At 62.2% G+C, this 24,436-nt stretch carries 23 protein-coding genes; 12 read left to right on the top strand and 11 right to left on the bottom strand.

Translation table 11 applies throughout. The annotated features are described in order from the left end of the window. Window positions 1-349 precede the first annotated feature (349 nt). From ACQ5BM_RS23210 to ACQ5BM_RS23185, 6 genes are all read left to right on the top strand, one after another. Entirely contained in the window at window positions 350-1,612 is a 1,263-nt protein-coding gene (locus ACQ5BM_RS23210) for an ABC transporter substrate-binding protein (protein ID WP_429816479.1), read from the top strand. A gap of 189 nt (window positions 1,613-1,801) precedes the next feature. Then, a complete protein-coding gene (locus ACQ5BM_RS23205) occupies window positions 1,802-2,788 on the top strand; it encodes a carbohydrate ABC transporter permease (RefSeq protein ID WP_429816476.1) in 987 nt (328 codons plus the stop codon). Continuing rightward, on the top strand, window positions 2,788-3,618 hold the full coding sequence (locus tag ACQ5BM_RS23200; RefSeq protein WP_247958626.1) for a carbohydrate ABC transporter permease: 831 nt from the start codon (window positions 2,788-2,790) through the stop codon (window positions 3,616-3,618). Before ACQ5BM_RS23205 ends, ACQ5BM_RS23200 begins: the two co-directional genes overlap by 1 nt. 123 nt (window positions 3,619-3,741) lie before the next feature. Next, window positions 3,742-4,770, top strand: a complete 1,029-nt coding sequence (locus tag ACQ5BM_RS23195; RefSeq protein ID WP_429816473.1) for an ABC transporter ATP-binding protein — start codon at window positions 3,742-3,744, stop codon at window positions 4,768-4,770. 107 nt (window positions 4,771-4,877) lie between these two features. Continuing rightward, complete coding sequence (locus ACQ5BM_RS23190; protein WP_429816471.1) at window positions 4,878-5,669, top strand: ThuA domain-containing protein; 792 nt, start codon at window positions 4,878-4,880, stop codon at window positions 5,667-5,669. A 5-nt stretch (window positions 5,670-5,674) separates the two neighbouring features. Beyond that, a complete protein-coding gene (locus tag ACQ5BM_RS23185; RefSeq protein WP_429816468.1) occupies window positions 5,675-6,718 on the top strand; it encodes a Gfo/Idh/MocA family protein in 1,044 nt (347 codons plus the stop codon). A 230-nt stretch (window positions 6,719-6,948) separates the two neighbouring features. Here ACQ5BM_RS23185 and ACQ5BM_RS23180 read toward each other — a convergent pair whose 3' ends face one another. Beyond that, window positions 6,949-8,211: an alpha/beta hydrolase gene (locus ACQ5BM_RS23180; protein WP_429816466.1), complete on the bottom strand. Its 1,263-nt coding sequence runs from the start codon at window positions 8,209-8,211 to the stop codon at window positions 6,949-6,951. A 298-nt stretch (window positions 8,212-8,509) separates the two neighbouring features. On the opposite strand from ACQ5BM_RS23180, the gene ACQ5BM_RS23175 reads away from it, so the two are divergent. The 6 genes from ACQ5BM_RS23175 to ACQ5BM_RS23150 are packed head-to-tail and all read left to right on the top strand — an operon-like array spanning window position 8,510 to window position 14,880. Further along, the gene (locus tag ACQ5BM_RS23175) at window positions 8,510-9,565 is read left to right on the top strand and encodes a dipeptidase (RefSeq protein ID WP_429816463.1); all 1,056 of its coding nucleotides are present in this window, start codon (window positions 8,510-8,512) and stop codon (window positions 9,563-9,565) included. 47 nt (window positions 9,566-9,612) lie between these two features. Beyond that, entirely contained in the window at window positions 9,613-11,253 is a 1,641-nt protein-coding gene (locus tag ACQ5BM_RS23170) for an ABC transporter substrate-binding protein (RefSeq protein ID WP_429816461.1), read from the top strand. Between the two features lie 60 nt (window positions 11,254-11,313). Continuing rightward, the gene (locus tag ACQ5BM_RS23165) at window positions 11,314-12,357 is read left to right on the top strand and encodes an ABC transporter permease (RefSeq protein ID WP_429816458.1); all 1,044 of its coding nucleotides are present in this window, start codon (window positions 11,314-11,316) and stop codon (window positions 12,355-12,357) included. Next, a complete protein-coding gene (gene nikC, locus ACQ5BM_RS23160; protein WP_173517538.1) occupies window positions 12,354-13,286 on the top strand; it encodes a nickel transporter permease in 933 nt (310 codons plus the stop codon). The genes ACQ5BM_RS23165 and nikC overlap by 4 nt, the downstream gene beginning before the upstream one ends. After that, window positions 13,283-14,116: an ABC transporter ATP-binding protein gene (locus ACQ5BM_RS23155; RefSeq protein ID WP_429816454.1), complete on the top strand. Its 834-nt coding sequence runs from the start codon at window positions 13,283-13,285 to the stop codon at window positions 14,114-14,116. Before nikC ends, ACQ5BM_RS23155 begins: the two co-directional genes overlap by 4 nt. After that, window positions 14,113-14,880 (top strand): ABC transporter ATP-binding protein, encoded by a 768-nt coding sequence (locus ACQ5BM_RS23150; RefSeq protein WP_429816451.1) that lies wholly within the window; start codon window positions 14,113-14,115, stop codon window positions 14,878-14,880. The genes ACQ5BM_RS23155 and ACQ5BM_RS23150 overlap by 4 nt, the downstream gene beginning before the upstream one ends. 77 nt (window positions 14,881-14,957) lie before the next feature. Here ACQ5BM_RS23150 and ACQ5BM_RS23145 read toward each other — a convergent pair whose 3' ends face one another. The 10 genes from ACQ5BM_RS23145 to ACQ5BM_RS23100 form a co-directional block, all read right to left on the bottom strand. Next, on the bottom strand, window positions 14,958-15,695 hold the full coding sequence (locus tag ACQ5BM_RS23145) for a glycosyltransferase family 2 protein (RefSeq protein ID WP_429816449.1): 738 nt from the start codon (window positions 15,693-15,695) through the stop codon (window positions 14,958-14,960). A gap of 179 nt (window positions 15,696-15,874) precedes the next feature. Next, a complete protein-coding gene (locus ACQ5BM_RS23140) occupies window positions 15,875-17,107 on the bottom strand; it encodes a class I SAM-dependent methyltransferase (RefSeq protein ID WP_429816447.1) in 1,233 nt (410 codons plus the stop codon). A gap of 8 nt (window positions 17,108-17,115) precedes the next feature. Further along, complete coding sequence (gene rfbG, locus ACQ5BM_RS23135) at window positions 17,116-18,183, bottom strand: CDP-glucose 4,6-dehydratase (protein ID WP_429816445.1); 1,068 nt, start codon at window positions 18,181-18,183, stop codon at window positions 17,116-17,118. Next, window positions 18,180-18,947 (bottom strand): glucose-1-phosphate cytidylyltransferase, encoded by a 768-nt coding sequence (gene rfbF, locus ACQ5BM_RS23130; RefSeq protein WP_429816442.1) that lies wholly within the window; start codon window positions 18,945-18,947, stop codon window positions 18,180-18,182. The genes rfbG and rfbF overlap by 4 nt, the downstream gene beginning before the upstream one ends. Before the next feature lie 315 nt (window positions 18,948-19,262). Beyond that, the gene (locus ACQ5BM_RS23125; protein WP_429816439.1) at window positions 19,263-20,375 is read right to left on the bottom strand and encodes a DegT/DnrJ/EryC1/StrS family aminotransferase; all 1,113 of its coding nucleotides are present in this window, start codon (window positions 20,373-20,375) and stop codon (window positions 19,263-19,265) included. 15 nt (window positions 20,376-20,390) lie between these two features. Further along, a complete protein-coding gene (locus ACQ5BM_RS23120; protein WP_429816437.1) occupies window positions 20,391-21,101 on the bottom strand; it encodes a metallophosphoesterase family protein in 711 nt (236 codons plus the stop codon). Next, window positions 21,098-22,096 carry an ATP-grasp domain-containing protein gene (locus tag ACQ5BM_RS23115; protein WP_429816434.1) on the bottom strand — a complete coding sequence of 333 codons (999 nt, stop codon included), beginning with the start codon at window positions 22,094-22,096 and terminating at the stop codon, window positions 21,098-21,100. The genes ACQ5BM_RS23120 and ACQ5BM_RS23115 overlap by 4 nt, the downstream gene beginning before the upstream one ends. Continuing rightward, window positions 22,093-22,965: an NAD-dependent epimerase/dehydratase family protein gene (locus tag ACQ5BM_RS23110; RefSeq protein WP_429816432.1), complete on the bottom strand. Its 873-nt coding sequence runs from the start codon at window positions 22,963-22,965 to the stop codon at window positions 22,093-22,095. Before ACQ5BM_RS23110 ends, ACQ5BM_RS23115 begins: the two co-directional genes overlap by 4 nt. Beyond that, complete coding sequence (locus ACQ5BM_RS23105) at window positions 22,962-23,687, bottom strand: class I SAM-dependent methyltransferase (protein ID WP_173517526.1); 726 nt, start codon at window positions 23,685-23,687, stop codon at window positions 22,962-22,964. Before ACQ5BM_RS23105 ends, ACQ5BM_RS23110 begins: the two co-directional genes overlap by 4 nt. After that, window positions 23,684-24,397: a WbqC family protein gene (locus tag ACQ5BM_RS23100; RefSeq protein ID WP_429816429.1), complete on the bottom strand. Its 714-nt coding sequence runs from the start codon at window positions 24,395-24,397 to the stop codon at window positions 23,684-23,686. The genes ACQ5BM_RS23105 and ACQ5BM_RS23100 overlap by 4 nt, the downstream gene beginning before the upstream one ends. Window positions 24,398-24,436: the final 39 nt, after the last annotated feature.

Genomic DNA, 24,436 nt, shown 5'->3' with positions numbered 1-24,436 from the left:
TCAGCCTGACCCCGGTCCCAGAAATATACACCTTCCCCGCCGGTAACAATCAGTTTGTCGGGCCCGTCCCCTGCCTTGCATCCGAAGGGAGTTGTACCAAACCGTTTTAAATTGCTGCATCTCCCCTTGGATTTTATGGGTCGCCGCGCCTTGTGCACGAATTTCGGTCTCTTTTTGTAAGTAATTGAAAATAAATATCTATGCCTTATAAATTCACCGCCGCTCGACTTTTTCAGACGCATGGATTGACAGTTTTTCCGTCTTCTGCCAACTTTTTCCGATCCAAACCGCTTTCGATTTTGCTGAGGAGCGTTCGGGCGGTGGAGGGGAACAGGAGGAGTCGACCATCATGAGAACCATGCTCAATGCCCTGAGTTTTTGCGCCGCGATCGTTGCAGCCGGGACGGCCAGCGCCGCCGAGCTTTCGCTCGCCGCCAACACGACCGGCAAGAACGTCAATTTCATCCGCGAGCAACTCGACATCTTCGAGAAGCAGACGGGACACAAGGTGAGCCTAGTCACCATGCCGCCGTCGAGCAGCGAGCAGTTCAGCCAGTACCGGCTGTGGCTTGCCGCCGGAAACAAGGATGTCGACGTCTACCAGACCGATGTCGTCTGGGCGCCGCAGTTGGCCGACCAGTTCATCGATCTGACGGAAGCAACCAAGGACGTCGTCGGTCAGCACTTCCCGTCGATCATTGCCTCGCAGACGGTCAACGGTCGTCTCGTGGCCCTGCCGGCCTTCACCGATGCGCCGGCGCTGTATTATCGCAAGGACCTCCTGGAAAAGTACGGCAAGGCGCCGCCGAAGACCTGGGACGAGCTGGCGGCGACCGCCAAGGAAATCCAGGAGAAGGAGCGTGCCGCTGGCCAGGGTGATCTTTGGGGCTACGTCTTCCAGGGCAACGCCTATGAAGGGCTGACCTGCAACGCGCTCGAATGGATCAAGTCGTCAGGCGGCGGCCAGATCGTCGAGCCCGATGGCACGATCTCGATCAATAACGAGAAAGCGGCGGCTGCGATCGACCGCGTCAAGGAATGGATCGGCGCGATTTCTCCGCAGGGCGTGCTCGCCTACCAGGAGGAAGAGTCGCGCGGGGTCTGGCAGACGGGCAATGCCGTCTTCATGCGCAACTGGCCCTATGCCTACGCGCTCGGCAATGGCGACGACAGCGCGGTGAAGGGCAAGTTCGCCGTGGCGCCGCTGCCGACGGCGACCGATGGCGACCAGCCGTCCTCGACGCTCGGTGGCTGGAACCTTGCCGTCTCCAAATATTCCGACGACCAGGAGGCGGCGATCGCGCTCGTCAAGTTCCTCGCGTCCCCCGAGGTGCAGAAGCAGCGGGCCATCCAGCTCTCCAACCTTCCGACCGTTGCCGCTCTCTACGACGATGCGGAGGTCGCCAAGGCGCAGCCGTTCATGCCGGCCTGGAAGCCGATCTTCGAAAGCGCTGTACCGCGGCCGTCGGCTGTCACCAAGGTCAAATATAACGAGGTTTCGGCCAAGTTCTGGAATGCCGTCCACAACACGCTGTCTGGCAACGGCACGGCCGCGGAAAACCTCGAACTGCTCGAAGTCGAACTCACGGAGATGAAAGGCGATAGCTGGTGATCCTCCCGGGGGCGAGGGGAGTGCCTTCGGGCCTTCCCTCGCTCCACCGAGCCACCGCCGCCGACGCGCTCTTCGAACCAGGCAATTCCGGACACGATACCGCGTCACGCCGTGATTTGCCGAGAGCCGCATCGTTCCTCTCGGGCCAACCGTCCGGCCGCGCGCCGAACGGCAAGGGTGAGTATAGACATGACCGATCTTTCACTCGCAGATCCCCCCTCCGCACTCGAACAGCAGGCAGGGATCCGTTCCGATCTCAACGCCAGCCGCGTTCGCTCCGCCTGGATCTTTCTCGCGCCGACCTTGCTGGTGCTCGCGCTCGTCGCTGGCTGGCCGCTGCTGCGCACCATCTATTTCAGCTTCACCAACGCGTCGCTGACCAATCTCGAAGGCGCCGAGTTCGTCGGCTTCAAGAACTATCTGAGCTGGATCACGCTGAAGAGCGGGCGCACGATCTATAACGGCCTGCTCGCCGATCCCGCCTGGTGGAACGCCGTCTGGAACACGCTGAAGTTCTCGGCGATCTCCGTCACCATCGAGACGGTGCTGGGCCTCGTCGTCGCCCTGGTGCTGAACGCCAATTTTCCGGGGCGCGGGCTCGTGCGCGCGGCGATCCTCATCCCCTGGGCCATTCCGACCATCGTTTCCGCCAAGATGTGGGCCTGGATGCTCAACGACCAGTTCGGCATCTTGAACGATCTCCTGCTCGGCCTCGGGCTGATCAGCCAGAAGATCGCCTGGACCGCCAATCCGGAGACGGCGATGGTTGCGGTGCTGATCGTCGACGTCTGGAAGACGACGCCCTTCATGGCGCTCTTGATCCTTGCCGGCCTACAGATGGTGCCCTCCGATATCTACGAGGCGGCCAAGATCGACGGGGTCCATCCGCTGAAGGTGTTCTGGCGGCTGACGCTGCCTCTGATCCGGCCGGCGCTGATGGTCGCGGTGATCTTCCGCATGCTCGATGCCCTGCGCATCTTCGATCTCATCTATGTGCTGACGCCCAACAACGCCCAGACGAAGACCATGTCGGTGCTTGCCCGCGAGAACCTGTTCGACTTCGACAAGTTCGCCTACGGCGCAACCGCCTCGACGATGCTGTTCCTGATCATTGCAGCGATCACCGTCGCCTATATGTGGTTCGGCCGCGTCAATCTCGAAGGAGGAGAACGCTGATGGTCGCCACCCTTGCCAAGCGCACGGCGTTCTACGCCCTCGTCGCCGCCATCATCGTCATGGCCGTCTTTCCGTTCTATTACGCCGTGCTGACGAGCTTCAAATCCGGAACGGCGCTCTTCCAGGTCGATTACTGGCCGACCGAGATTTCCTTCGAGAACTATGCCGGAGTCGTGTCGAGCAGTGGATTCCTGCGCAACCTCGCCAATTCGCTGCTGGTTGCAACGATCGTGGTCGCCGTGTCGCTGCTGTTGGCCGTCACCGCTGCCTACGCGTTGGCGCGGGTGCGGTTCCGCGGACGGGGCCTCTTGCTTCTGACGATCCTGTCGGTGTCGATGTTTCCGCAGATCGCCGTGCTTGCCGGCCTGTTCGAGCTCATCCGCAGTGTCGGGATCTTCAACACGCCCTTGGCGCTGATCTTCTCCTACATGATCTTTACGCTGCCCTTCACGGTGTGGGTGCTCACCACCTTCATGCGCGATCTGCCGGTGGAGATCGAGGAGGCGGCGATCGTCGACGGCGCCACACCCTGGGTGATCATCACGCGCGTGTTCATGCCGCTGATGTGGCCGGCGCTGGTGACGACGGGGCTACTCGCCTTCATCGCCGCCTGGAACGAGTTCCTGTTCGCGCTGACCTTCACGTCGTCCGACAGCCAGCGCACCGTCCCGGTCGCGATCGCGCTGCTTTCCGGCAGCAGCCAATACGAAATCCCGTGGGGCAACATCATGGCCGCATCGATCATCGTCACCGTGCCGCTGGTGATCCTCGTCCTGATCTTTCAGCGGCGGATCATTTCCGGGCTCACGGCCGGTGGCGTCAAAGGATAGAGCGGGATGAGGAAAAGTGTGTGCGGGTTTTCCGCCCGTATCCCGCTCTAACCTATTGGAATCGATGACGTTATTGTTTTGGGTCGGCTCGACCCAAAACAATCGTGATCTGAGGAGGAAAACATGGCAGAACTTCAATTGCGCAACATCCGCAAGTCCTTCGGCGCCTTCGAGGTCATCAAGGGCGTCAGCATGGATATCCGGGCCGGCGAGTTCATGGTCTTCGTCGGGCCGTCCGGCTGCGGCAAGTCCACGCTGCTGCGCCTGATCGCCGGGCTTGAGGACATTTCTTCGGGGACACTCTCGTTCGACGGGCAGGTGGTCAACCAGTTGACGCCGTCGAAGCGCGGCATCGCGATGGTGTTCCAGTCCTATGCGCTCTATCCGCACATGACCGTCTTCGAGAACATGTCCTTCGGCATGCAGCTTGCGGGCAAGGACAAGGAGCAATGCAAGAAGCGCGTTGAGGCGGCAGCGGAGATGCTGCAGCTTACGCCCTATCTCAAGCGGCTTCCGCGGCAGCTCTCCGGCGGCCAGCGGCAGCGCGTCGCGATCGGCCGGGCGATCGTCCGCGACCCCAAGGTCTTCCTGTTCGACGAACCGCTCTCCAATCTCGATGCAGCACTCCGGGTGGCGACCCGGATCGAGATCGCCAAACTGCATCGCAGCATGCACAAGACGACAATGATCTATGTCACCCACGACCAGGTCGAGGCGATGACACTGGCCGATCGCATTTGCGTGCTACGGGATGGTCGGGTCGAACAGATCGGCACGCCGCTCGAGCTCTACGAGAGCCCGAACTCGGTGTTCGTTGCCGGCTTCATCGGCTCGCCGAAGATGAACTTCCTCACCGGCGCCCTTGCCGCTCCCTACGATGCGCACACGATCGGCATCCGTGCCGAACATCTGGAGATCAGGGCAGGGGACGGCAAGTGGTCGGGCTCGGTGGTGCATTCGGAAATGCTGGGATCCGACAGCTATATCTATCTCGACATCGGCGCTGCAGAACCGGTCATCGTCCGGGAAGGCGGCACCTCGCTTCACCGGCCGGGCGAGACGGTGCAGATCTCGCCAGTCGGCGACAACATCCACCGCTTCGATGCGGAGGGGCAGGCCTTGGGTCGCATGCCGATGAAAGGGGCGGCCTGACAAACCCTGATGAACAGAGAGGCAGTTTTGAGCTTCGGGGTCGCCCATTCCCGGCGGCGCCATCTATCGTACGACGACAGGCCCGAAACGGGCAAAACGCAAGGAGAATGAACGTGCCTATCAGAACAGTCGTTTGGGGCGAAAACATCCACGAGCAGACCAACGAGGTGGTCCGCAGCATCTATCCGAACGGGATGCACAACACGATCGCAGCGGCGCTGAACACGGAAAGCGCGATCGAAGCGACGACCGCGACGCTGCAGGAACCGGAACACGGACTTAGCGTCGAGCGTCTGGCCAATACCGACGTGCTCCTGTGGTGGGGCCACAAGGATCACGGCGCCGTCAGCGACGAGGTGGTCGAGCGGGTCGCCAAGCGCGTCTGGGAGGGCATGGGCCTGATCGTGCTGCATTCCGGCCATTTCTCCAAGATCTTCAAGCGCCTGATGGGAACACCCTGCGCGCTGAAGTGGCGCGAGGCCGGCGAACGCGAACGCGTCTGGGCGATCAACCCGCGCCATCCGATCGCCGAGGGGCTCGAAGAGAATTTCGTGCTCGAGAACGAAGAAATGTATGGCGAGCAGTTCTCGGTTCCCGAGCCGCTCGAAACCGTGTTCATCTCGTGGTTTGCCGGCGGTGAAGTGTTCCGTTCGGGTCTCACCTGGCGTCGCGGCGCCGGTAACATCTTCTATTTCCGCCCCGGCCATGAGACCTATCCGACCTATCACGACGCCAATGTGCAGAAGGTGCTGCGCAATTCGGTGAAGTGGGCCTACAACCCCGACAATCGCTACACGGCGATCCATGATGCGCCGAACGTGCCGGTCGAAAAGGCGCTGGAGCCGATCGTCGAACGTGGACCGAAGCTGCACCAGGCCGGCGAAGCAGGATATAGGTGAGAACGATGCGTCTTCTTGTTGTTGGAACCGGCGGCATGGCGAACAGCCATGCCCAGGCCTTTGCCAAGATCGACGGCGTTGAAATGGTCGGCGCCGTCGATGTCGATCCGTCGCGCGCCCGTGCCTTTGCCGAGAAGCACGGCATTGCCGAGGCCTTCACGTCGCTCGACGAGGCGATCGCTTGGGGCAAGTTCGATGCGGCGACGAACGTGACGCCGGATAAGGCGCATCACCCGACGACGCTGGCACTGCTGGCGGCCGGCAAGCACGTGCTCTGCGAGAAACCGCTCGCCGAGAACTACGCCAAGGCGGCGGAGATGGCGGAAGTCGCCGAGCGCTCCGGCCTGGTGACGATGGTCAACCTCACCTATCGCAATGTTGCGCCGCTGCAGAAGGCGCGGGCGATGGTGCTCGCCGGTGAGGTCGGGCAGTTGCGCCATCTCGAGGCCTCCTATCTGCAGAGCTGGCTCGTCTCCAAGGCCTGGGGCGACTGGGCGACGGAATCGCAGTGGCTGTGGCGGCTCTCGACCAAGCACGGCTCGAACGGCGTGCTCGGCGATGTCGGCATCCATATCCTCGACTTTGCCGGCTACGGGGCCGGGACGGATGCAGCCCGGATCTTCGCCCGCCTCAAGACCTTCGACAAGGCGCCCGGCAACCGCATCGGTGAATATGACCTCGACGCCAATGACAGCTTCGTCATGACGGCGGAATTCGGCAATGGCGCCATGGGCGTCATCCATGCCAGCCGCTGGGCGACGGGACATCTGAACGAACTGCGGCTCCGGCTGCATGGCGACAAGGGCGCGCTCGAAGTGGTGCACACGCCCGATGGTTCCACGCTGCGCGCCTGTCTCGGCACCGATGTCGAGACCGCCACCTGGCGCGACGTCGATGCAGGTACCGTTCCGACCAACTACCAGCGGTTCGTGGCTGCGGTTCGCGTGGGCAAGACCGAAGATCCGGGCTTCCGCCACGCGGCAAACCTGCAGAAGGTGCTCGACCTGGCGATGGAGACGGAAGCGGGACGGCGCGAACTCGCGGTTTGACGCACTGGCCGGGCCGGCGGCGTAGCCATTGCCGCCCGCCGCCTCGTTCAAGGGCTGATTTCAGCTCCCCCGAAAGCCCATTCGGCGATCCGTGTTTCACAGCACGGACCGCCGAATGCGGTACTGGACCCCGCGTCTTCTAAGGCACGCTAGGGCCGTTGTAACACCCTGAACTGCTGCATAATTTGCCCTCGATTGATGCCAAGGGTTTATGCAACAGGGTCCGCGCGTCAGGGTGTTACCGTTGCGCCGACGGTGTTTTCCACCGACTGGCCGAGACGTCGTACTTGCTCGTTGTAGTTCTTGCGGGTGTTGGGGTCGAAAATCATGATCGGCGTCGAGACCGCGAGGCTCGCCGCGTTGCCGACGGTCTGTGTGGCGCCGAGCGTGACGGCGCCCAGGCGTTCGCCAAGTCCGACGTCGGAATCGGTCACGGTCTGGCCCGCGATCAGGCGGTTGCCGAGCAGGCGCACGACCTCCGGGCTTTCGGCGAACTTGCCATGGTTCAGCTTGTCGCCGCCCTTCAGCGCGGTCAGGTCGATGACGCTGATGCCGGCCTTTTCCAGTTGCGTACGGTAAGGCTCGGCGGTCGGGTCGATCTGCCCAAGGCGGTCGACATTGCCGGAAATGCGCCTGGACAAGGTCAGCGCCCGGTCGTCGCGCGACACGAACAGTGTGAACTTCGGCCGCTTGTCGCCCATGGCGCGGATCTGCTGGCCGAAGACATCGACGTCGAGATCGGGCGACGCCAGGATGACGTCGGTGATCTTGGGCGCGATGCGCTTGTCGCGGATCGCCATCTGGCGCAGGGCCTCAACCGTCAGCCACGAGCCCATGGAGTGGGCCATGACGGTGATTTCGCTGACCTGGGGGTTGCTCGAGGCGCGTCGAAGCAGTTCCTCCAGCGCATCACGCGAATAGTTGGTGCTTTCCTTGTCGTAATTGTAGTCGAAGATGCTGGCGCGCGAGGGCCAGGTGAAGATGACCGGAGCGACGTCCGTGCCGGAATCGTGCACGATCTGGGCAAACCGGTAGACGGCATCCTCGTAGCGGTTGTTGAAGCCGTGCACGAAGATCAGCACGCGACGGCTCTTCGGCAGATTTCCCTTCAGCCAGCTTTGGACGTCGTTGCCCTGATGCAGCGGCGTGACGCTGACCGTGGAGAAGTCGCGCTCCGGATTGGCCGGGAGCTTCTTCGGCCATTGCACCTGGCCGACTTCGCGGTTCTTTTCCGGCGGGATGGAAACGACGATTTCCGTCAGGGAAAGCTGGTCCGACCGTTCGCCGCTGAAAAGCACGCCCGGTTCCGCCGTGGGGGCGCGTGTTGTCGCGACCATCAGGTCGACCTCGGAGGCGCCACCCGTCGTGCCTGAAGGAACGAGCACGCCCACCGGACGGCCGGCACAGGCAGCGAGGGTTACGGCGAGGAGGAGCGTGGCGGCGACGCGGCTCCAATGCCCTTGCGAACCTGCGAGTGAAAACGGACGCAGCAACCAACCCCCCAGTACCGCATCATGCGGTGCGACATCCCGGCCATCGGGACCAAGCTATTTCCTTGCATTAGAAACGGCGGATTTTCATCCCTTGATCGGCATTGCGCACCTGTTGCCGCTGTGTTTGACGGCGAGATTGCGGCAATCATGCAACATTTCGCTACAGGCAGGCCTGGGTAAAACCCCCTGATATTCATTGAAAAGGCTTTGGCCTTTCAATAGCATCGCCACGACTTTCTCCCGGACACGGCCGTAAACGGCCTGTTCGATCTCCCTGAAATGATGAAGGAATTCAGGAATGCAGGCGGTTTTCGATGGCCATAACGACGTGCTTCTGCGCCTGTGGCAGAACGCCCGGAAGGGTTCCGACCCGGTCCGCGAATTCGTCGACGGTATCGGCGAGGGCCATATCGATGCGCCGCGCGCCAAGGCGGGCGGCCTCATTGGCGGTCTCTCTGCGATCTACGTGCCCTCAGGCGATCTGATCCTGCAGCCGCCGGATGAAAACGGCCACTATGAAACGCCGCTTTCGGCGCCCCTCGAACACTTGCCGTCGCTGGCCGTCGCCATGGAGCTCGCAGACATCGCCGTTCGGCTCGACCGGGCAGGAGCATGGAAACTCTGCCGTTCGACCGGCGAGATCCGCCGTGCGGTCGAGGCCGGCATCTTCGCTTCCGTCCTGCATATGGAAGGCTGCGAGGCGATTGGTGCTGATCTCTCGGCACTTGAGACCTTCCATGCCGCCGGACTGCGCTCGCTTGGGCCGGTCTGGAGCCGCCACAACGTCTTCGGCCATGGCGTGCCGTTCTCCTATCCGAAGTCGCCGGACACGGCGCCGGGCTTGACCGAGGCGGGTTTTGAACTGGTGCGCGCCTGCAATCGCCTTGGCATCCTGATCGATCTCGCGCACATCACCGAGCAGGGGTTCTGGGACGTCGCAAAGACCACGGACCAGCCGCTGGTCGCCAGCCATTCGAACGCGCATGCGCTGACGCCGGTTGCGCGCAACCTCACCGACCGGCAGCTCGACGCCGTCAAGGAAAGCAAGGGCCTCGTCGGGCTCAACTATGCGACGACGATGCTGCGTGCCGATGGCCAGGAGAATGCGGCGACACCGCTTTCCGACATGGTTCGCCATGTCGACTACATGGTCGAGCGCATGGGCATCGAATGCGTGGCGCTCGGATCGGATTTCGATGGTGCGACGATCCCCGAGGGGATCGCCGACGCAGCCGGTAACCAGGCGCTCGTTGCTGCACTGAGAGGTGCCGGATATGGTGACGCCGAACTGGCCAAGATATGCCGGGAGAACTGGTGGAGAGTTCTGGGACAGGCTTGGCACGAGGCCGCCTGAACCATGAAGAAGGGGCCCAAAAGGGCGCAAACGAGGGAACTGCAAAAATGATGCACAAGCTCAACGGACGTTTTCGTCTTCTGACCGCTTCGGCGGCGCTGGCCATGGTCATGGCCGCGACCGCGCCGGCCTTCGCCGAAACGCCGAAGGACACGCTGGTCGAAGCCTTTGCGATTGACGACGTCATTTCCATGGATCCGGGCGAAGCCTTCGAGCTGACCGCCGCCGAAATCACCGGCAACACCTACAGCATGCTGGTGCGCCTCGACATCAACGATACCTCCAAGGTCGTCGGCGATCTCGCCGATAGCTGGACCGTGTCCGACGATGGTCTGACCTACACCTTCAAACTCAAGTCCGGCCTGAAGTTTGCCTCCGGCAATCCCGTGACCGCTGAGGACGTCGCATGGTCGTTCGAACGCGCCGTGAAGCTCGACAAGAGCCCGGCCTTCATCCTTACCCAGTTCGGCCTTACCGGCGACAACGTGACGGAAAAGGCGAAGGCTACGGACGAACAGACCTTCGTCTTCACCGTTGACCAGCCCTATGCACCGAGCTTCGTCCTGAACTGCCTGACGGCGACCGTTGCCGCTGTGCTCGACAAGAAGCTCGTTCTCGAACACGCCAAGGCTGTAACCCCAAGCGAAGATTTCAAGTACGACGACGATTTTGGCAATGAATGGCTGAAGACCGGCTATGCCGGCTCCGGTCCGTTCAAGCTGCGCGAATGGCGCGCCAACGAAGTCATCGTTCTCGAACGCAACGACAATTATTATGGCGAACAGGCAAAGCTCGCCCGCGTCATCTATCGCCACATGAAGGAAAGCTCCGGCCAGCGCCTGGCGCTTGAAGCCGGTGATATCGACGTTGCCCGCAACCTCGAGCCCGGCGATCTCGATGCCGTCTCGAAGAACGCGGATCTGGCCGCCACCAGTGCGCCCAAGGGCACGGTCTACTACATCAGCCTCAACCAGAAGAATGCGAACCTTGCCAAGCCCGAGGTACGCGAGGCCTTCAAGTATCTGGTCGACTATGATGCGCTCGGCTCGACGATCATCAAGGGTATCGGCGAAATCCACCAGAGCTTCCTGCCGAAGGGCGTGCTCGGTGCTCTCGACGAAAACCCCTACAAGCTCGACGTCGCCAAGGCGAAGGAACTGCTCGCAAAGGCCGGCCTGGCCGACGGCTTCACCGTCACCATGGATGTTCGCAACGGCCAGCCGGTCACCGGCATTGCCGAATCCTTCCAGCAGACGCTCGGCCAAGCCGGCGTGAAGCTCGAAATCATCCCCGGCGACGGCAAGCAGACGCTGACGAAGTATCGGGCCCGTAACCACGACATGTACATCGGTCAGTGGGGCATGGATTACTTCGATCCGAACTCCAACGCGGAAACCTTCACCAGCAACCCGGACAATTCGGACGAGGGCAAGAACAAGACGCTTGCCTGGCGCAATGCCTGGGACGTTCCGGAGTTGACGAAGAAGACCAAGGAAGCGCTGCTCGAGCGTGACAGTGCCAAGCGTGCCGAGACCTACAAGGAACTGCAGAAGACGGTGCTCAACGAAAGCCCCTTCGTCATCATCTTCCAGCAGACCGAAGTCGCCGGCTACCGCGACAACGTCAAGGGCCTGAAGCTCGGTCCGAGCTTCGACACCAACTTCGTTGCCGGTATCACAAAAGAATAAGCCGTCTCGAAGGAATAAACCGAAAGGATCGTTCCCTTGAGCATGAGCGGAACAGGGACCGTGGACGGGCGCAAACGCGCCCGTCCCGGCAAGATCGCGGCAGCCGTGCTGCGCTTTTTCGTCGTCGTCGTCACGACCTATCTCGGTCTTCTGGCCGTCACCTTCTTCATCGGCCGGGTGATCCCGATCGACCCGGTTCTCGCCGTCCTCGGCGACCGGGCGCCGACGCACGTCGTCGAAAGGACGCGCGAGGCGATGGGGCTGAACCTGCCCCTCTACCAACAGTTCTTCATCTATGTCCGCCAGGCGCTGACCGGTGATTTCGGCGTTTCGGTGCTGACGACCAATCCGGTCATGACCGACATTCGCCGTGTGTTTCCCGCGACGATGGAGCTTGCGACGCTCGGTACACTCATCGGCGCGCTGATCGGCGTGCCGCTCGGAGTGCTTGCCGCCGTGAAGCGCGGCAGCATCGCCGACCAGATCGTGCGCGTCATCGGCCTCGTCGGCTATTCGGTGCCGATCTTCTGGCTGGCGCTTCTGTCGCTGCTCGTCTTCTATGCGCGGCTGAAGTGGGTCGCCTATCCGGGCCGCATCGATATCGTGTTCGAATACACCTTCACGCCCATCACGGGCTTCTATCTCCTGGATTCGCTCTGGCAACGGCAGTGGGACGTCTTTTGGGACGTCTTCCGCCACATCATCCTGCCGGCCGCGCTGCTCGGCTATTTCTCGCTCGCCTATATCAGCCGCATGACGCGCAGCTTCATGCTCAATGAATTGCAGCAGGAATACATCGTCGCGGCGCGCGCCAAGGGCTTGTCCGAGACCCGGATCATCTGGGGGCATGCGCTTCGAAACGCGGCGGTGCCGCTCGTGACCGTGATTGCGCTCTCCTATGCCGGCCTGCTCGAAGGCTCGGTGCTGACCGAAACCGTCTTCGCCTGGCCGGGCCTCGGCCTCTACATCACCAACTCGCTGCAGAACGCCGACATGAACGCCGTCCTCGGTGGCACCATCGTCATCGGTTCGGTCTTCATCGGCATCAATCTGCTGTCCGATCTTCTCTACCGGACACTCGACCCGAGGACGCGTCAGCGATGAGCACCATTACCGAAACACGTCCGATGACGCGCCGCGAATGGCTGTTGTCCGATCGCCCGCAATCGCGCACACAGGCCCGTCTCGGCCGCGCCTACATGACCTGGCAGCGCTTTGCCGCCAACAGGCTCGCCGTTCTCGGCCTCATCATCCTGTTGGCGCTGGTCTTTGTTGCGGCCTTCGCCGATTTCCTGGCGCCGCATTCCCCCTATCTCGGCGATCTCGCCAATGCCCGGCTGCTGCCGCCTGGAAGCCCCGGCTACCTGCTCGGCACCGACGATCTCGGCCGCGACATCCTCTCGCGGCTAATCCACGGGTCGCGGCTGACGCTCGCCGTCGTGTTGCTCGTTGCCATCATCGCGGCACCCATTGGCCTGATCGTCGGCGCGGTCGCCGGCTATGCGGGCGGTTGGGTCGATGCGGTGCTGATGCGTATCACCGACATCTTCCTGGCTTTCCCCAAGCTGGTCCTGGCGCTCGCTTTCGTCGCGGCACTCGGCCCGGGCATCGAGAATGCCGTCATCGCGATCGCCATCACCTCCTGGCCGCCTTATGCGCGTATCGCCCGCGCCGAGACATTGACGGTGCGCAACTCCGACTATATTGCCGCGGTGCAACTGATGGGCGCGTCGCCCATTCGCATCGTCTTCCGTCACGTGATGCCGATGTGCATGTCGTCGCTGATCGTGCGCGTCACGCTCGACATGGCCGGCATCATCCTGACCGCGGCGGGCCTCGGCTTCCTCGGCCTCGGCGCACAGCCGCCGCTGCCGGAATGGGGCGCGATGATTGCTTCGGGCCGGCGCTTCATCCTCGACCAATGGTGGGTGGCGACCATGCCCGGCATCGCGATCCTGATCGTCAGCCTCGGCTTCAACCTTCTTGGCGACGGCCTGCGCGATGCCCTCGATCCCCGGGAGAGCGGCCAATGAGTGCGCTTCTGACCGTTGAAGACCTCAAGGTTTCGTTCCCGACCCGCACCGGCCTCGTTGAGGCCGTGCGCGGCGTCTCCTTCACGCTCGGCCGCGAACGCCTCGGCATCGTCGGCGAAAGCGGTTCCGGCAAGTCGCAAACGGGCCGCGCCATCATGGGGCTGACGCCTGGTCATGCGCAGGTAACCGCCAAGCAGTTGTCCTTTGACGGCACCGATCTGCTCTCCGCATCGCCGAAGGTCCGCCGGGATCTCAGGGGCAAGCGCATCGCCATGATCCTGCAGGACCCGAAGTACTCGCTGAACCCGGTCATGAGCATCGGCCGGCAGATCGTCGAGACGCTCAGGCAGCACGAGAATGTCAGCCGGGCGGAAGCCCGGGAGCGGGCGCTCGACATGCTCGCGGCCGTGCAGATTCGCGATCCGAAGCGCGTCTACGATCTCTATCCGCACGAGGTTTCGGGCGGCATGGGGCAGCGCACGATGATCGCCATGATGCTGGTTGCGGGGCCGGAGCTCCTGATTGCCGACGAACCGACATCGGCGCTCGACGTGACGGTACAGCTCGAAGTGCTTGGTATCCTCGACAAGCTGGTTGCCGAGCGCGGCATGGGTCTGATCTTCGTGTCGCACGACCTGCGCCTGGTCTCGTCCTTCTGCGACCGGGTGATCGTCATGTATGCCGGCAGGATCGTCGAGGAACTGGCAGCCTCCGAACTTGCCAACGCCAAGCATCCCTATACCCAGGGGCTGCTGAACTGCATGCCGGCGATCGGGTCCGATCGTCATCCCCTGCCGGTTCTCGACCGCAAGCCGGAGTGGGCTCAATGACATCAGCCGTTTCCGTTTCCAACCTCTCCGTCACTTATGACGACTTCAAGGCGCTGAACGACGTCAGCGTCGAGATCGCGCCGGGCGAATCCTTCGGGCTCGTCGGCGAATCCGGGTCGGGCAAGTCGACCTTGCTCCGAGCGATCGCCGGTCTGGCGCCCGTCACGGGCGGCACCATTCGCGTGCATGATCGCGTTCTGCAGGGGGCAAAGCGCGACAAGGCCTTCTATCGCGCGGTGCAGATGGTCTTCCAGGATCCCTACGGTTCGCTGCACCCGCGCCAGACGATCGACCGGCAATTGCTAGAACCCCTGGCGATCCACGGTGTGGCCGATGGCGAACGCCGCATCCTGAAGGCGCTTGACGAGGTCGGTCTCGGATCCGGGTTCCGGTTCCGCTATCCGCATCAGCTCTCGGGTGGCCAGCGTCAGCGCGTTGCGATCGCCCGTGCGCTGATCCTCGAGCCATCGATCCTGTTGCTCGACGAGCCGACCTCGGCCCTCGACGCCTCGGTTCAGGCCGAGGTCCTGAACCTGCTGGAACAGGTCAGGCGCAACCACAAGCTCACCTTTATCATGGTCAGCCACGACCTCGGCGTCGTCACCCATATGTGCGACCGGCTGGCGGTCATGCAGGGTGGACGTGTCGTGGAGCGCCTGTCCTCGGCGGATCTCGTGGCCGGGCGGATCGGCGAGGACTACACGCGCAGCCTGATGGTGGCGAGCAAGGGCTTCCAGCGCAAGGACGCTGCAGCGACTGCGTGACGAGACCGCGACAAGCGGGGCAGCCGTCCCGCTTGTATGCTGTTTGTCGCAAGGAACGGTGCCTAAGTCCGGTCCATTTAAGCGCTTTGCCGCCAGACCGAGGTCGAGTCGGTGATCACCTTTTGGATGCGGCGCTGCTCACGCCATTCTCGTCCCATGTCCTTGATGACAGGGCGCGCCTCGGGCGAGAAGATATAGTTACGGGAGCGGGCGACGTAGGCTTCCATTGCCGGGTTCACGCCCGAATAGAACTGCTTCTCCGGATCGCGGGAGAGATCCATCAGGCCGGCGCAGTGCCGCGCAAACCCGCCACGCAGGATCGACGGAGACGTCGTGAATTTCGGGAAGGTGCGGAAGAGAGGGACCTTGATCCCGAGCAGATGCGCATACTCGTTTCGCCGATGGAAATGACCCTTGCGTCGGATGTCCCAATTCTGGTCCGCCGTATGGAACGACACCTGGGTGACTGCCGGATCGGCGAAGGGCGCTAGCAATTCCTCGCCCATGTCCCTCAAGGCAATCCAATCGTCTTCGAGATGAAAGACATAGTCGCCGCTCGCCGACGACCAGAGCCTCGCGACGGCCGCGCAGAAGCCGGGGCTTTCCGGCTGGAAGACGACCCCGTCGGGGAAGTGGCTGCGGAAGATCTCGACGCAGGCGCCGTGATCGTCCGTCGATCCGAAGATCGGGTCAAGATTGAGAAAGGCGCCGCGCAGCTCGAGTCTAAGAAAGATCTTTTCCCGGAAGCTCGCCAGCGTCTGGGCGAGCAGATCCGGTCGCCGGGTGGCGACAAGGCATAGGTCAATAGTGGACATTGCACCTCCTTGGGTGCTGATTTGCAACTGTTGGAACCCACGCCGTCGCCGAATTTCAATCCGAAGACGTCAAATTTGGGGCAAACCAACCCAAGGCGATAAACATTATGGATTTTCGCTGCCCGGTGTACTGTCCGGGCGGAAGGACGTCCATGTTTTCTCCGCCCGGCGCCGGGAAATCAGAAGATTTTCAGCTCCGGAATTGCAACGACGAATTGGCCGCCCCAAGCCCGGATCGCGGCATTGTCGGCGACGATTTCGTCCGTGAGATTCCACGGCAGGATCACGAGATAACCGGGCTTCGCAACCTGCAGATGGGCCGGTGCGTGCACCGGAATGTGGGTGCCCGGCAAGAGCTTGCCCTGCTTCAAGTCATTGCGGTCGACTGCGAAGGCAATGTCGCCCGGCTTCACGCCGCAGACATTGAGAAAGGTGTTTCCCTTGGCCGCGGCGCCATAGGCGGCCACCGTCTTGCCTTCGGCCTTGGCACGCGCCAGGAATTCCTGAAACCCTCTGCAGACGGCGGCGATCCGGTCGTCGAAGGCGGCATAGGTTTCCATCCGCATCAGGCCGGCAGCAGCTTCCTTCTCGCGCACGGCCGCGAGCCTTTCGGTCGCTTCACGCTTACCCGAGGCAAGCTGGGCAAAGACGCGCAGCGAGCCGCCGTGGGTGGCGAGTTCCTCGACGTCGAACACCTTCAGCCCGGAGCTTTCGAAGATGCGTTCGACGGCAGCCAGCGACAGGTAGGAATAGTGTTCATGGTAGATCGTGTCGAACTGTACGCCTTCCATGAGGCGCAGCAGGTGCGGGAACTCGAACGTCGCCACGCCATCGGGCTTCAGCAGGATCGCGAAGCCGCCGACGAAATCGGCGATATCCGGCACATGCGCCAGCACGTTGTTGGCCGCCGTCAAATCAGCGCGGATGCCGCGGTTGACGAGGGCAGTCGCGGTTTCGCGGCCGAAGAAGGCGACCTCGGTCGGAACCTTGCGATCCTCAGCGATGCGCGCCGCATTGGCAGCGGGCTCGACGCCGAGAACGGGTACGCCCTTGGCAACGAAATATTGCAGCAGGTAGCCGTCGTTCGAGGCGATCTCGACGACCTGCGACGTGCTGTTAAGCCCGAAGCGCTCGGTCATGGCGTCGGCATAACGGCGTGCGTGTTCCAGCCAGCTCGTCGAGAACGAGGAGAGGTAGGCGTAGCCGTCGGTGAAGATCTCGTCGGCCGGCACGGTTTCTGTCGTCTGCACCAGCAGGCATTCGGAGCAGACCATCGCCTTCAGCGGAAACGAGCGTTCACGCGCGATCGCTTCTTCGGTCGGCTCCAGGAACGAATTCGACCAGGGGGTCGATCCCAGGTCGGCGACGACAGTCGCGAGCGGCGTCGAGCAGAAACGGCAGTTGTGGGACATCGAAGTCGTTAGCCTCTCATGAATGCGTCGATTTGGCCGAGCGTCAGGTCGCGGGCGGAGCCGCCGCGACGCCAGCCGTCATACCAGTGCGCGGTCCAGGCGATGGCCTGATCCTGCGAGAGCCTGGCGGTCCAGGACAAGGTCTTCAGCGCGAGTGCGGGATCGAGGCCGAGCGCCTGCATCTCGCGGGGCTGATCCTGCGACGAGCTGTCGCGCCATTGCGTCGTCAGGCCCATGGCGGCCTGGATCGCGCCGGCGACATCGCGCACGGGAATCTGCCGTTCTGCGGGAGAGGGGCCGAAATTCAGCGCCGCAGCATCGGTTCGGCCCTCGTGTAGTGCTTCGGCATAGACGAAATAGCCGTTGAGGCAATCGAGTACATGCTGCCAGGGCCGCGTCGCCATCGGGCTGCGGATATCGAGCATCTCGCCCGACAGTGCGGCACGGACGATGTCGGGGACAAGTCGGTCGACCGAGAAGTCTCCACCGCCCAGCACGTTACCGCCGCGGGCGGTCGCTACCCGGATGCCGCGTTCGCGCAGGAACGAATCCCGCCAGGTCGAAACGACCAGCTCGCAAGCGGCCTTCGAGCCGGAATAGGGGTCATGGCCGCCGAGCACGGCCTCTTCCGGAAAATGCCGGCCGCTTTCGTCGTTGCGGTAGACCTTGTCGGTGGTCACGACGACGATCGTCTTCAGAGCGGGCGCCGCGCGTGCGGCCTCCAGCAGTCGCACGGTTCCCATGACGTTGACGTCGAAGGTTTCGGCCGGTGTCCGATAGCTTTCGCGCACCAGCGGCTGCGCCGCCATATGCAGGACGATTTCCGGGTCGAACTGTCGCATGGCCGTCGCGAGCGTATCGCCGTCGCGGATATCGCTCAGATGTTCGTCGGCGGTTTCGCCGGGCCCGAGCAGCGCGTGCAGGGACAGCTCAGCGGCAGGCGGCAAGGCGTAGCCGGCAACGCGAGCACCCATTCGCGCCAGCCAAAGCCGCGCCCAGCTTCCCTTGAAGCCGGTGTGCCCCGTCAGAAGCACGCGCTTGCCGGCCCAGAAGGCGGGATTGGCCAGCCGGCTCATGACCAGACTTTCCAGGGTGCCGAGCCGTTTTGCCAGAGCTCTTCGAGCTGGTTCTTGTCGCGCAACGTGTCCATCGGTCGCCAGAAGCCGTCATGCGGGAAGGCCATCAACTGACCATCGCGGGCCAGGCCTTCGAGCGGCGTTGTTTCGAACGAGGTGTGGTCACCCTCGATGCGATCGAGCACGGCCCTGTTGAGGACGAAGAAGCCGCCATTGATGCGGTTGTTGTCGCCGGCGGGCTTCTCGATGAAACTTTGAACGCGTCCATCGCTGACGGCTAGCGCGCCGTAACGGCCCGGCGGAACCACGCTGGTCACGGTCGCTTCGCGGCCGTGGCTGCGATGGAAGTCGGTAAGCGCCTTGATGTCGATGTCGGCAACGCCATCGCCATAGGTGAGGCAGAAGGTATCCCCCAGATGATCGGCGACGCGCTTCAGGCGCCCGCCGGTCATGGAGTCCGTGCCGGTGTCGACGAGCGTCACGCGCCACGGCTCGGCCTTGTTGGAATGAAAGAGCGTCTCGCCGGTCGCCATGTCATAGGTGACGTCGGAAGAATGCAGGATGTAGTTGGAGAAGTATTCCTTGATCATATAGCCGCGGTAGCCGAGGCAGATCACGAAATCCGAGAAGCCATAGTGGCTGTAGATCTTCATGATATGCCAGAGGATCGGCCGCCCGCCGATTTCGATCATCGGCTTGGGTCTCAGATGGCTCTCTTCCGAGATGCGCGTGCCGTAACCACCGGCAAGTATGACGACTTTCATGCAGCTACCTCATAGTGACGCGCGTTCGGCGCGCGACGCATTCCTCCCATCGAGATAACCCATGCTACCTTGCGCGTGGATCGCTCGTGCGATGTGGACAATCCAGGCGGTCGAATTATCACGGCCGGAACGCGGTTTTCGGGGCGGGCGCACGGTTCTTTGCACGATTTGCCGGCTCAATCAATTGCCGGGACGGACAGGGAACGGCGCGGGCAGGTATCGGGCTGCCGACACATGACGGCGCGGATCTCATCGCTGCGTGCCTCGCGCTCGGGCAGAGTCCGGTTCGCCTTGTCGCTTCTCCGGTTTCGCCCATCAATGCGCGACGCAGTCGCGCAACACCTGCACGACCCGGCCGATCTCTTCGGTCGTCATGTCGTGATAGCTCGGGAGATTGATCGCCCGACCGGGGAGGTCATAGGCGACGGTGTTTTCCGGCATGCCTTCGAAGGGTGGCAGCGAGCTCAGGGGCCAGAAGAAGACGCGGGCGTCGATGTTCTCAGCGGCGAAAGCGCCCTGCAGTTTTTCGCGCGTGACGTCGGTTTCCGGCGCGAAAACGACCGTCGGCATCCAGAAGCCGTTCTTCGTATTCGCGGGTTCCGGGTTCATGGAAATGGCGTTCACGCCCGCGAGTTGTTCCTGATAGGCGTAGAAGATCTCGCGCTTGCGCTCGACCAGTTCGTTCACGCGTTCGATCTGGGCGAGACCCACGGCCGCCTGCAGGTTCGACATCTTGTATTTGAAACCGACCTCGTCCGGCCAGAACTGTTTCTTTTGTCCGCGCGCCCGACCGTGATTGGAAAGAGTCAGCACCTTTTCGTAGAGCTTGCTGTCACTGGTGACGAACATGCCGCCTTCGCCCGTCGTCACGGTCTTGGTGCCATGGAACGAAAATGCACCGAAGGCGCCGAGCGAGCCGGCCTTGCGTCCGCGCCATTCCGATCCGAGTGCTTCGGCTGCGTCTTCGACAACGGGAATGTTGTGCCGCGCGCCGATCGCGAGCAGGCGGTCCATGTCGCAGAGATTGCCGTAGATGTGCACGGCCATGATCGCCTTGGTCTTCGGGGTGATTGCCGCTGCCGCTTTCTCGGGATCGATGCACCAACTGTCGGGCAGCACGTCGACAAAAACGGGCTTTGCTCCGAGGTGGACGATCGGGGCGGCGGATGCGGTCCAGTTCGTGTCGGCGAGAATGACTTCATCACCCGGCCCGACGCCGAGGGCGGCAAGGCCCATGTGCAACGCGCCGGTGCAGCTTGATGTCGAGATCGCATGGGTGACGCCGAGATGAGCGGCAAAGGCGGCCTCGAAGCGGTTGATGTAGTCGTAGCAGCGCTCGCCCCAGCCGTTCGCGGCTGCGTCGGTGGCATAGGCGACTTCGCGTTCGGTGATTGAGGGCTTGGTGTAGAGAATACGAGGTTTCGTCATGTGGGCTGCCTGTGCTCAAGCCGATCGGTCATTGGTTGCCTCTGCGGCAACGATCTTGTCAATCCGGCCGCCGATCTGCGCGCCGAGATAGAGGTTCTCGTAATAGCGGTCCGGGAAGCCGGCCTGCCGCATATGATAGGCCGTCCTGTCGATATCATAGGCGACACGATGGAGCTCGATACCTGTTTCCGAAAGCGTGGCGAAAGCGGCGCGCGGGTCGCCGTCGCGCGGTTGCCCGACCGAGCCGGGATTGCAGAAAGATCTGCCACCGATCTCCAAACGGACCTGCACATGGGTGTGCCCGGCGAAAAGCCGTTCGCACCCGTCGGGAAACTGCGCCTCCGAGATCTTGTAGAGATATTCGTCTATCGGATCCTGCCAGCTACCGTGGACGAAGTAAGTCGATCCGTCGATGACATAGGATTGAGATCCGGAGAGCCAGGCGCGTTGATCGGCCGAGATGATGCCTCTCTGGTATTCGATGATGTCGTTGACCATCTTCGATCGCGGGCAGCCTTCGCCGCTGACGATGTAATGGTCGTGATTGCCCATGATGTTCGCAATGCGGCGCGCTTTCAGCGCGTCGATGCACTCGCCCGGTTGGGCGTAGTATCCGACGACGTCACCAAGCGAAAGGACCGAGCTGCAGCCGAGTTCATCGATGCGCGCGAGCACGGCCTCCAGGGCAGGAAGGTTGCCGTGAATGTCGGAAATGATGGCGATCATAGGACGACCAGATCTTCTGAGTAGCGCCAGGCACGGCCCGTTTTGATCTCCGGTGCCTCGGGTTTTCTTCCGTATACGTAATAGTCGAGCGCCATCGCCGCCTCGTTGTAGCCGAAGGCTGCACGCAGTGACGTACTGCTCGAGAAGCGGGGATTGATTTCGAGCAGATAGGGGGTCGTGCCCTCTAGCCGGAACTGATAGTTCGTCGGGCCGAGCGGCTTGAAGTGTTCGGCAAGCTGCTGAACCGCTTTGGTGATAACGGGAGCATCGACGACCTCGGCATATTGCGTGTTGCCGGCGACCGACAGTCGCCGACGGAAGACGATCGGCGGCAGCATCGTGCCGTCGCCGAGGCCGAATGCACCGACGGTGTATTCTTGATCGTCCGTGCCGACACGTTTTTGAATGAGGAAATCGTCGGCGCTCTTGTGCGTCCAGTAGTCGAAATCCGCCTTGTCACGAAGCAGCACGATGCCGCGTGAGCCATTTCCGCGGCGGGGCTTCAAGAGCAATGGCAAGGAGCCCAGTTCGCGTTCGCAGTCGGCCAGGTTGCGGTTGAGCGTGCTCGGGATTGCTGGAAGTCCGGCCTGCAACAGCGCCGTGCCCATGTCCCATTTGTCCTGAGCGAGGGCAATCAGATGGGCCGTGTTCAACGCTATCCGTGTCGCTATCGTGTCGAACAGAGCGCGGTGTTCGTTGAAAAACAGAACATCGTGCTCCAGGCCAGGCAGCACCACCGCGACGTCTTCACGCTGCAGCAGATCCAGCCAGAAATCGAGATACTCCCGTGAAGCCTCGTCGCAGGCCGGCTTGGCGACGAAATGGTCGCACCAATGCCGGCCGATGCCATCGGCGTCCCGATCGACGCCGACGATGCGGATCGGGGTATCCAGCTTTCGCAGCGATGCGGCGATCCCCTGGCCGATGATCGCGCCGACTGCTGTTACGACAACCGTGATCGTCCGTTGCGGCTGCTTGTCGGCTGTGTCCATCATTTCACGTCCATTGGTCCGAATGCGCCGGCCGTACAGGCATCCCGGATGCCGCTGATCCCTTCGTGCATTGTGATCAAGGAGAGCTTCCCCAACGACGTCAGCGTCTCCCCCGCAGCGGGGGTGTCAACAGGCCGGAAGGGCGTCTTTTCCGGTGCGACTTCGACCGCTCCGCCACGGTCGAACACGGCATAGGCGATATCGGCGATATCACGGTAGCTCAAGGGGGCGGGGTTAACTGCCGCATGGACACCCGACAGCCCTTTTTCCGCCGCACGTATCATCAGATCTGCGGCATCGCGCACATGGAGGAAGTTTTGAGAACCTCGCGAATCCGGCATCCGGATGGTTGCACCGCGAGAGGCGTAGGCGATGATCCGGCCGAACCACGGTTGATGGGCGCAGCAGCGACCCTCGGTATCGTACAGTTGTGACAGTCGGAGACTGCAGAAGAGCTTGCCTTGCTTGTGCAACTGCCAGTTCAACATCTGCTCGGCCAGAGCTTTGGTGAGCCCGTAGGATGTGAACCTGTCTCGGTTCAGGTCCTCATAGGACCAGATCGAGCCGGCATAGACCAAGGCTCTTGCCTTCAGTCGAAGGACGAGTTCGCCAACGCCCAGGGAACTGGTGGTGTTCGTTGCGTAGTTCTGCCTTAGGCCGGCGTCGCTATCGTCGCCAAAGCTCGAGGCGCAATGGAAGACGATATCGGCGGACGCGCCGGAGGTGCCGGCGGGAGCGCCTTCCAGGTCAAAGAAGAGATCGTCCTCGGACGAGCGCCCGACGCTTAGCGTTTCAACGCCGCACGCCTGAAGCTGTGCAACCACATGACTGCCAAGCATCGATCGTGCGCCGATGACGGCCGCCTTCTTCATGTCGGCTCGGCTTCCATCAACAGACCGACGCATAGATCCGGGAATTCGATGCCGACCTGCAGCATGGCCTGCAAATTGGCCTGGAAGTCGGGAAGTGTCTGCAGCACCGGTAGCGGCAGCGGTTTCAGGTAGATGCCTTCCTCATGCACGACCCGGAACCCATGGTTTTGCAACTCGCTGCGGAACGTGTCGCGGCAGTATTGGCGCTTGTGTCCAAGGGCGAGATCGTTGGCGTTCAGGCTGTAGATGTCATCGATCTTGCCGAGCTCCAGGCCAAGCCGGCGGTTCAGGGACTTTGCATTTGGTACGGCAGCAAACAGCCGGCCGCCGGGCTTGAGGAAGCGCTTGAAGCGATCCAGCACGTAGCCGGGATCGTCCACGTGCTCGAGGATGAAGCCCATCACGATGACGTCGAAGCGCTCGTCGGTATCGAAATTCTCGAAATAGGAGAAGACGATTTCGCCGGCGAAATCGGGGCTCTTCTCCTTGAAGAGGTCGATCACCAACTGCGATCCTTCGACGATCACATGGCGCTCGCAAACCGCATTGAAGAGATGCGGGGTGTAGCCGTGGCCGATGCCGAGATCCAGCAATGAATGGCAGGACCCGAAGCGCTTGACCACACGCTGCGGATACCAGTTGAGGATCAGGTCGTTTTCAATCGCGGTCGGCGCATTCGGAAGGTATTCCGATGCGACGGCATCCAGATTCTCGGAGGTCATTGCGTAAATTCCTTCCAATCGATCGCTCCCGACCGCACGACATTTGCACCTTCCGGCCCGCAATTGGCAACAAGATCCAGCCCGGTGACATAAGGGGTGAACTCGCCATAGAGCTGCGGATAGGGGGTAAGCTCGTAGCTCATGTAGCGCACATTGACGCCGTTGCGCTCGAAGAGTTCGTGGTCGAGATAGTTTTTTGCCCCGTGGCCCGTGACGTAGATGGTCCCGTCGAGCCGGGTGACGATATCGTAAAGCCTCTGGCTACCCGAGCCGCCGATGCCGAGCGCGCGCGCGTTCAAGAACTCCGGGGCCGGGAGATCGAAATAGCGCACGAGCTCGAGGATCGAATGACGGGCAAGCTCGGCCAATGTCGGCGAATTCCGATCAAAGACCTTGTCCACGATCTTCAGCATGTCGTCGCGGAATGGGGCCTTCTGATAGGCATGCTGCAGGATCTTTCGGTGCTTGCTTCGCCAGTCCTCCCGGTCATCGATGACCACCTCGTCGATCAGGTCGCCCTGGTGATGATCCCGCAACGGAACCGTGATCCAATTCCGACCGCCGCTGGTCTTCACCTGCACCCTATTGAAGAAGCCCCGGGCAAATTGAACGTCGTCGTAGTGCACGAAGACATCCGCCAGGCGGACTTGTTCGAGCAGCCCAACCCAAGGGAAATACATAGATTGCGAGACAACGATGGTGCGGTCCATGAGCTGTTCGTTCGTTACCTTGCCGTGGTGATGGTTTCC

This window comes from Ensifer sp. B1-9 (assembly GCF_050474445.1).
Lineage (GTDB): Bacteria > Pseudomonadota > Alphaproteobacteria > Rhizobiales > Rhizobiaceae > Ensifer.
This window is presented reverse-complemented; position numbering and strand designations above follow the sequence as displayed.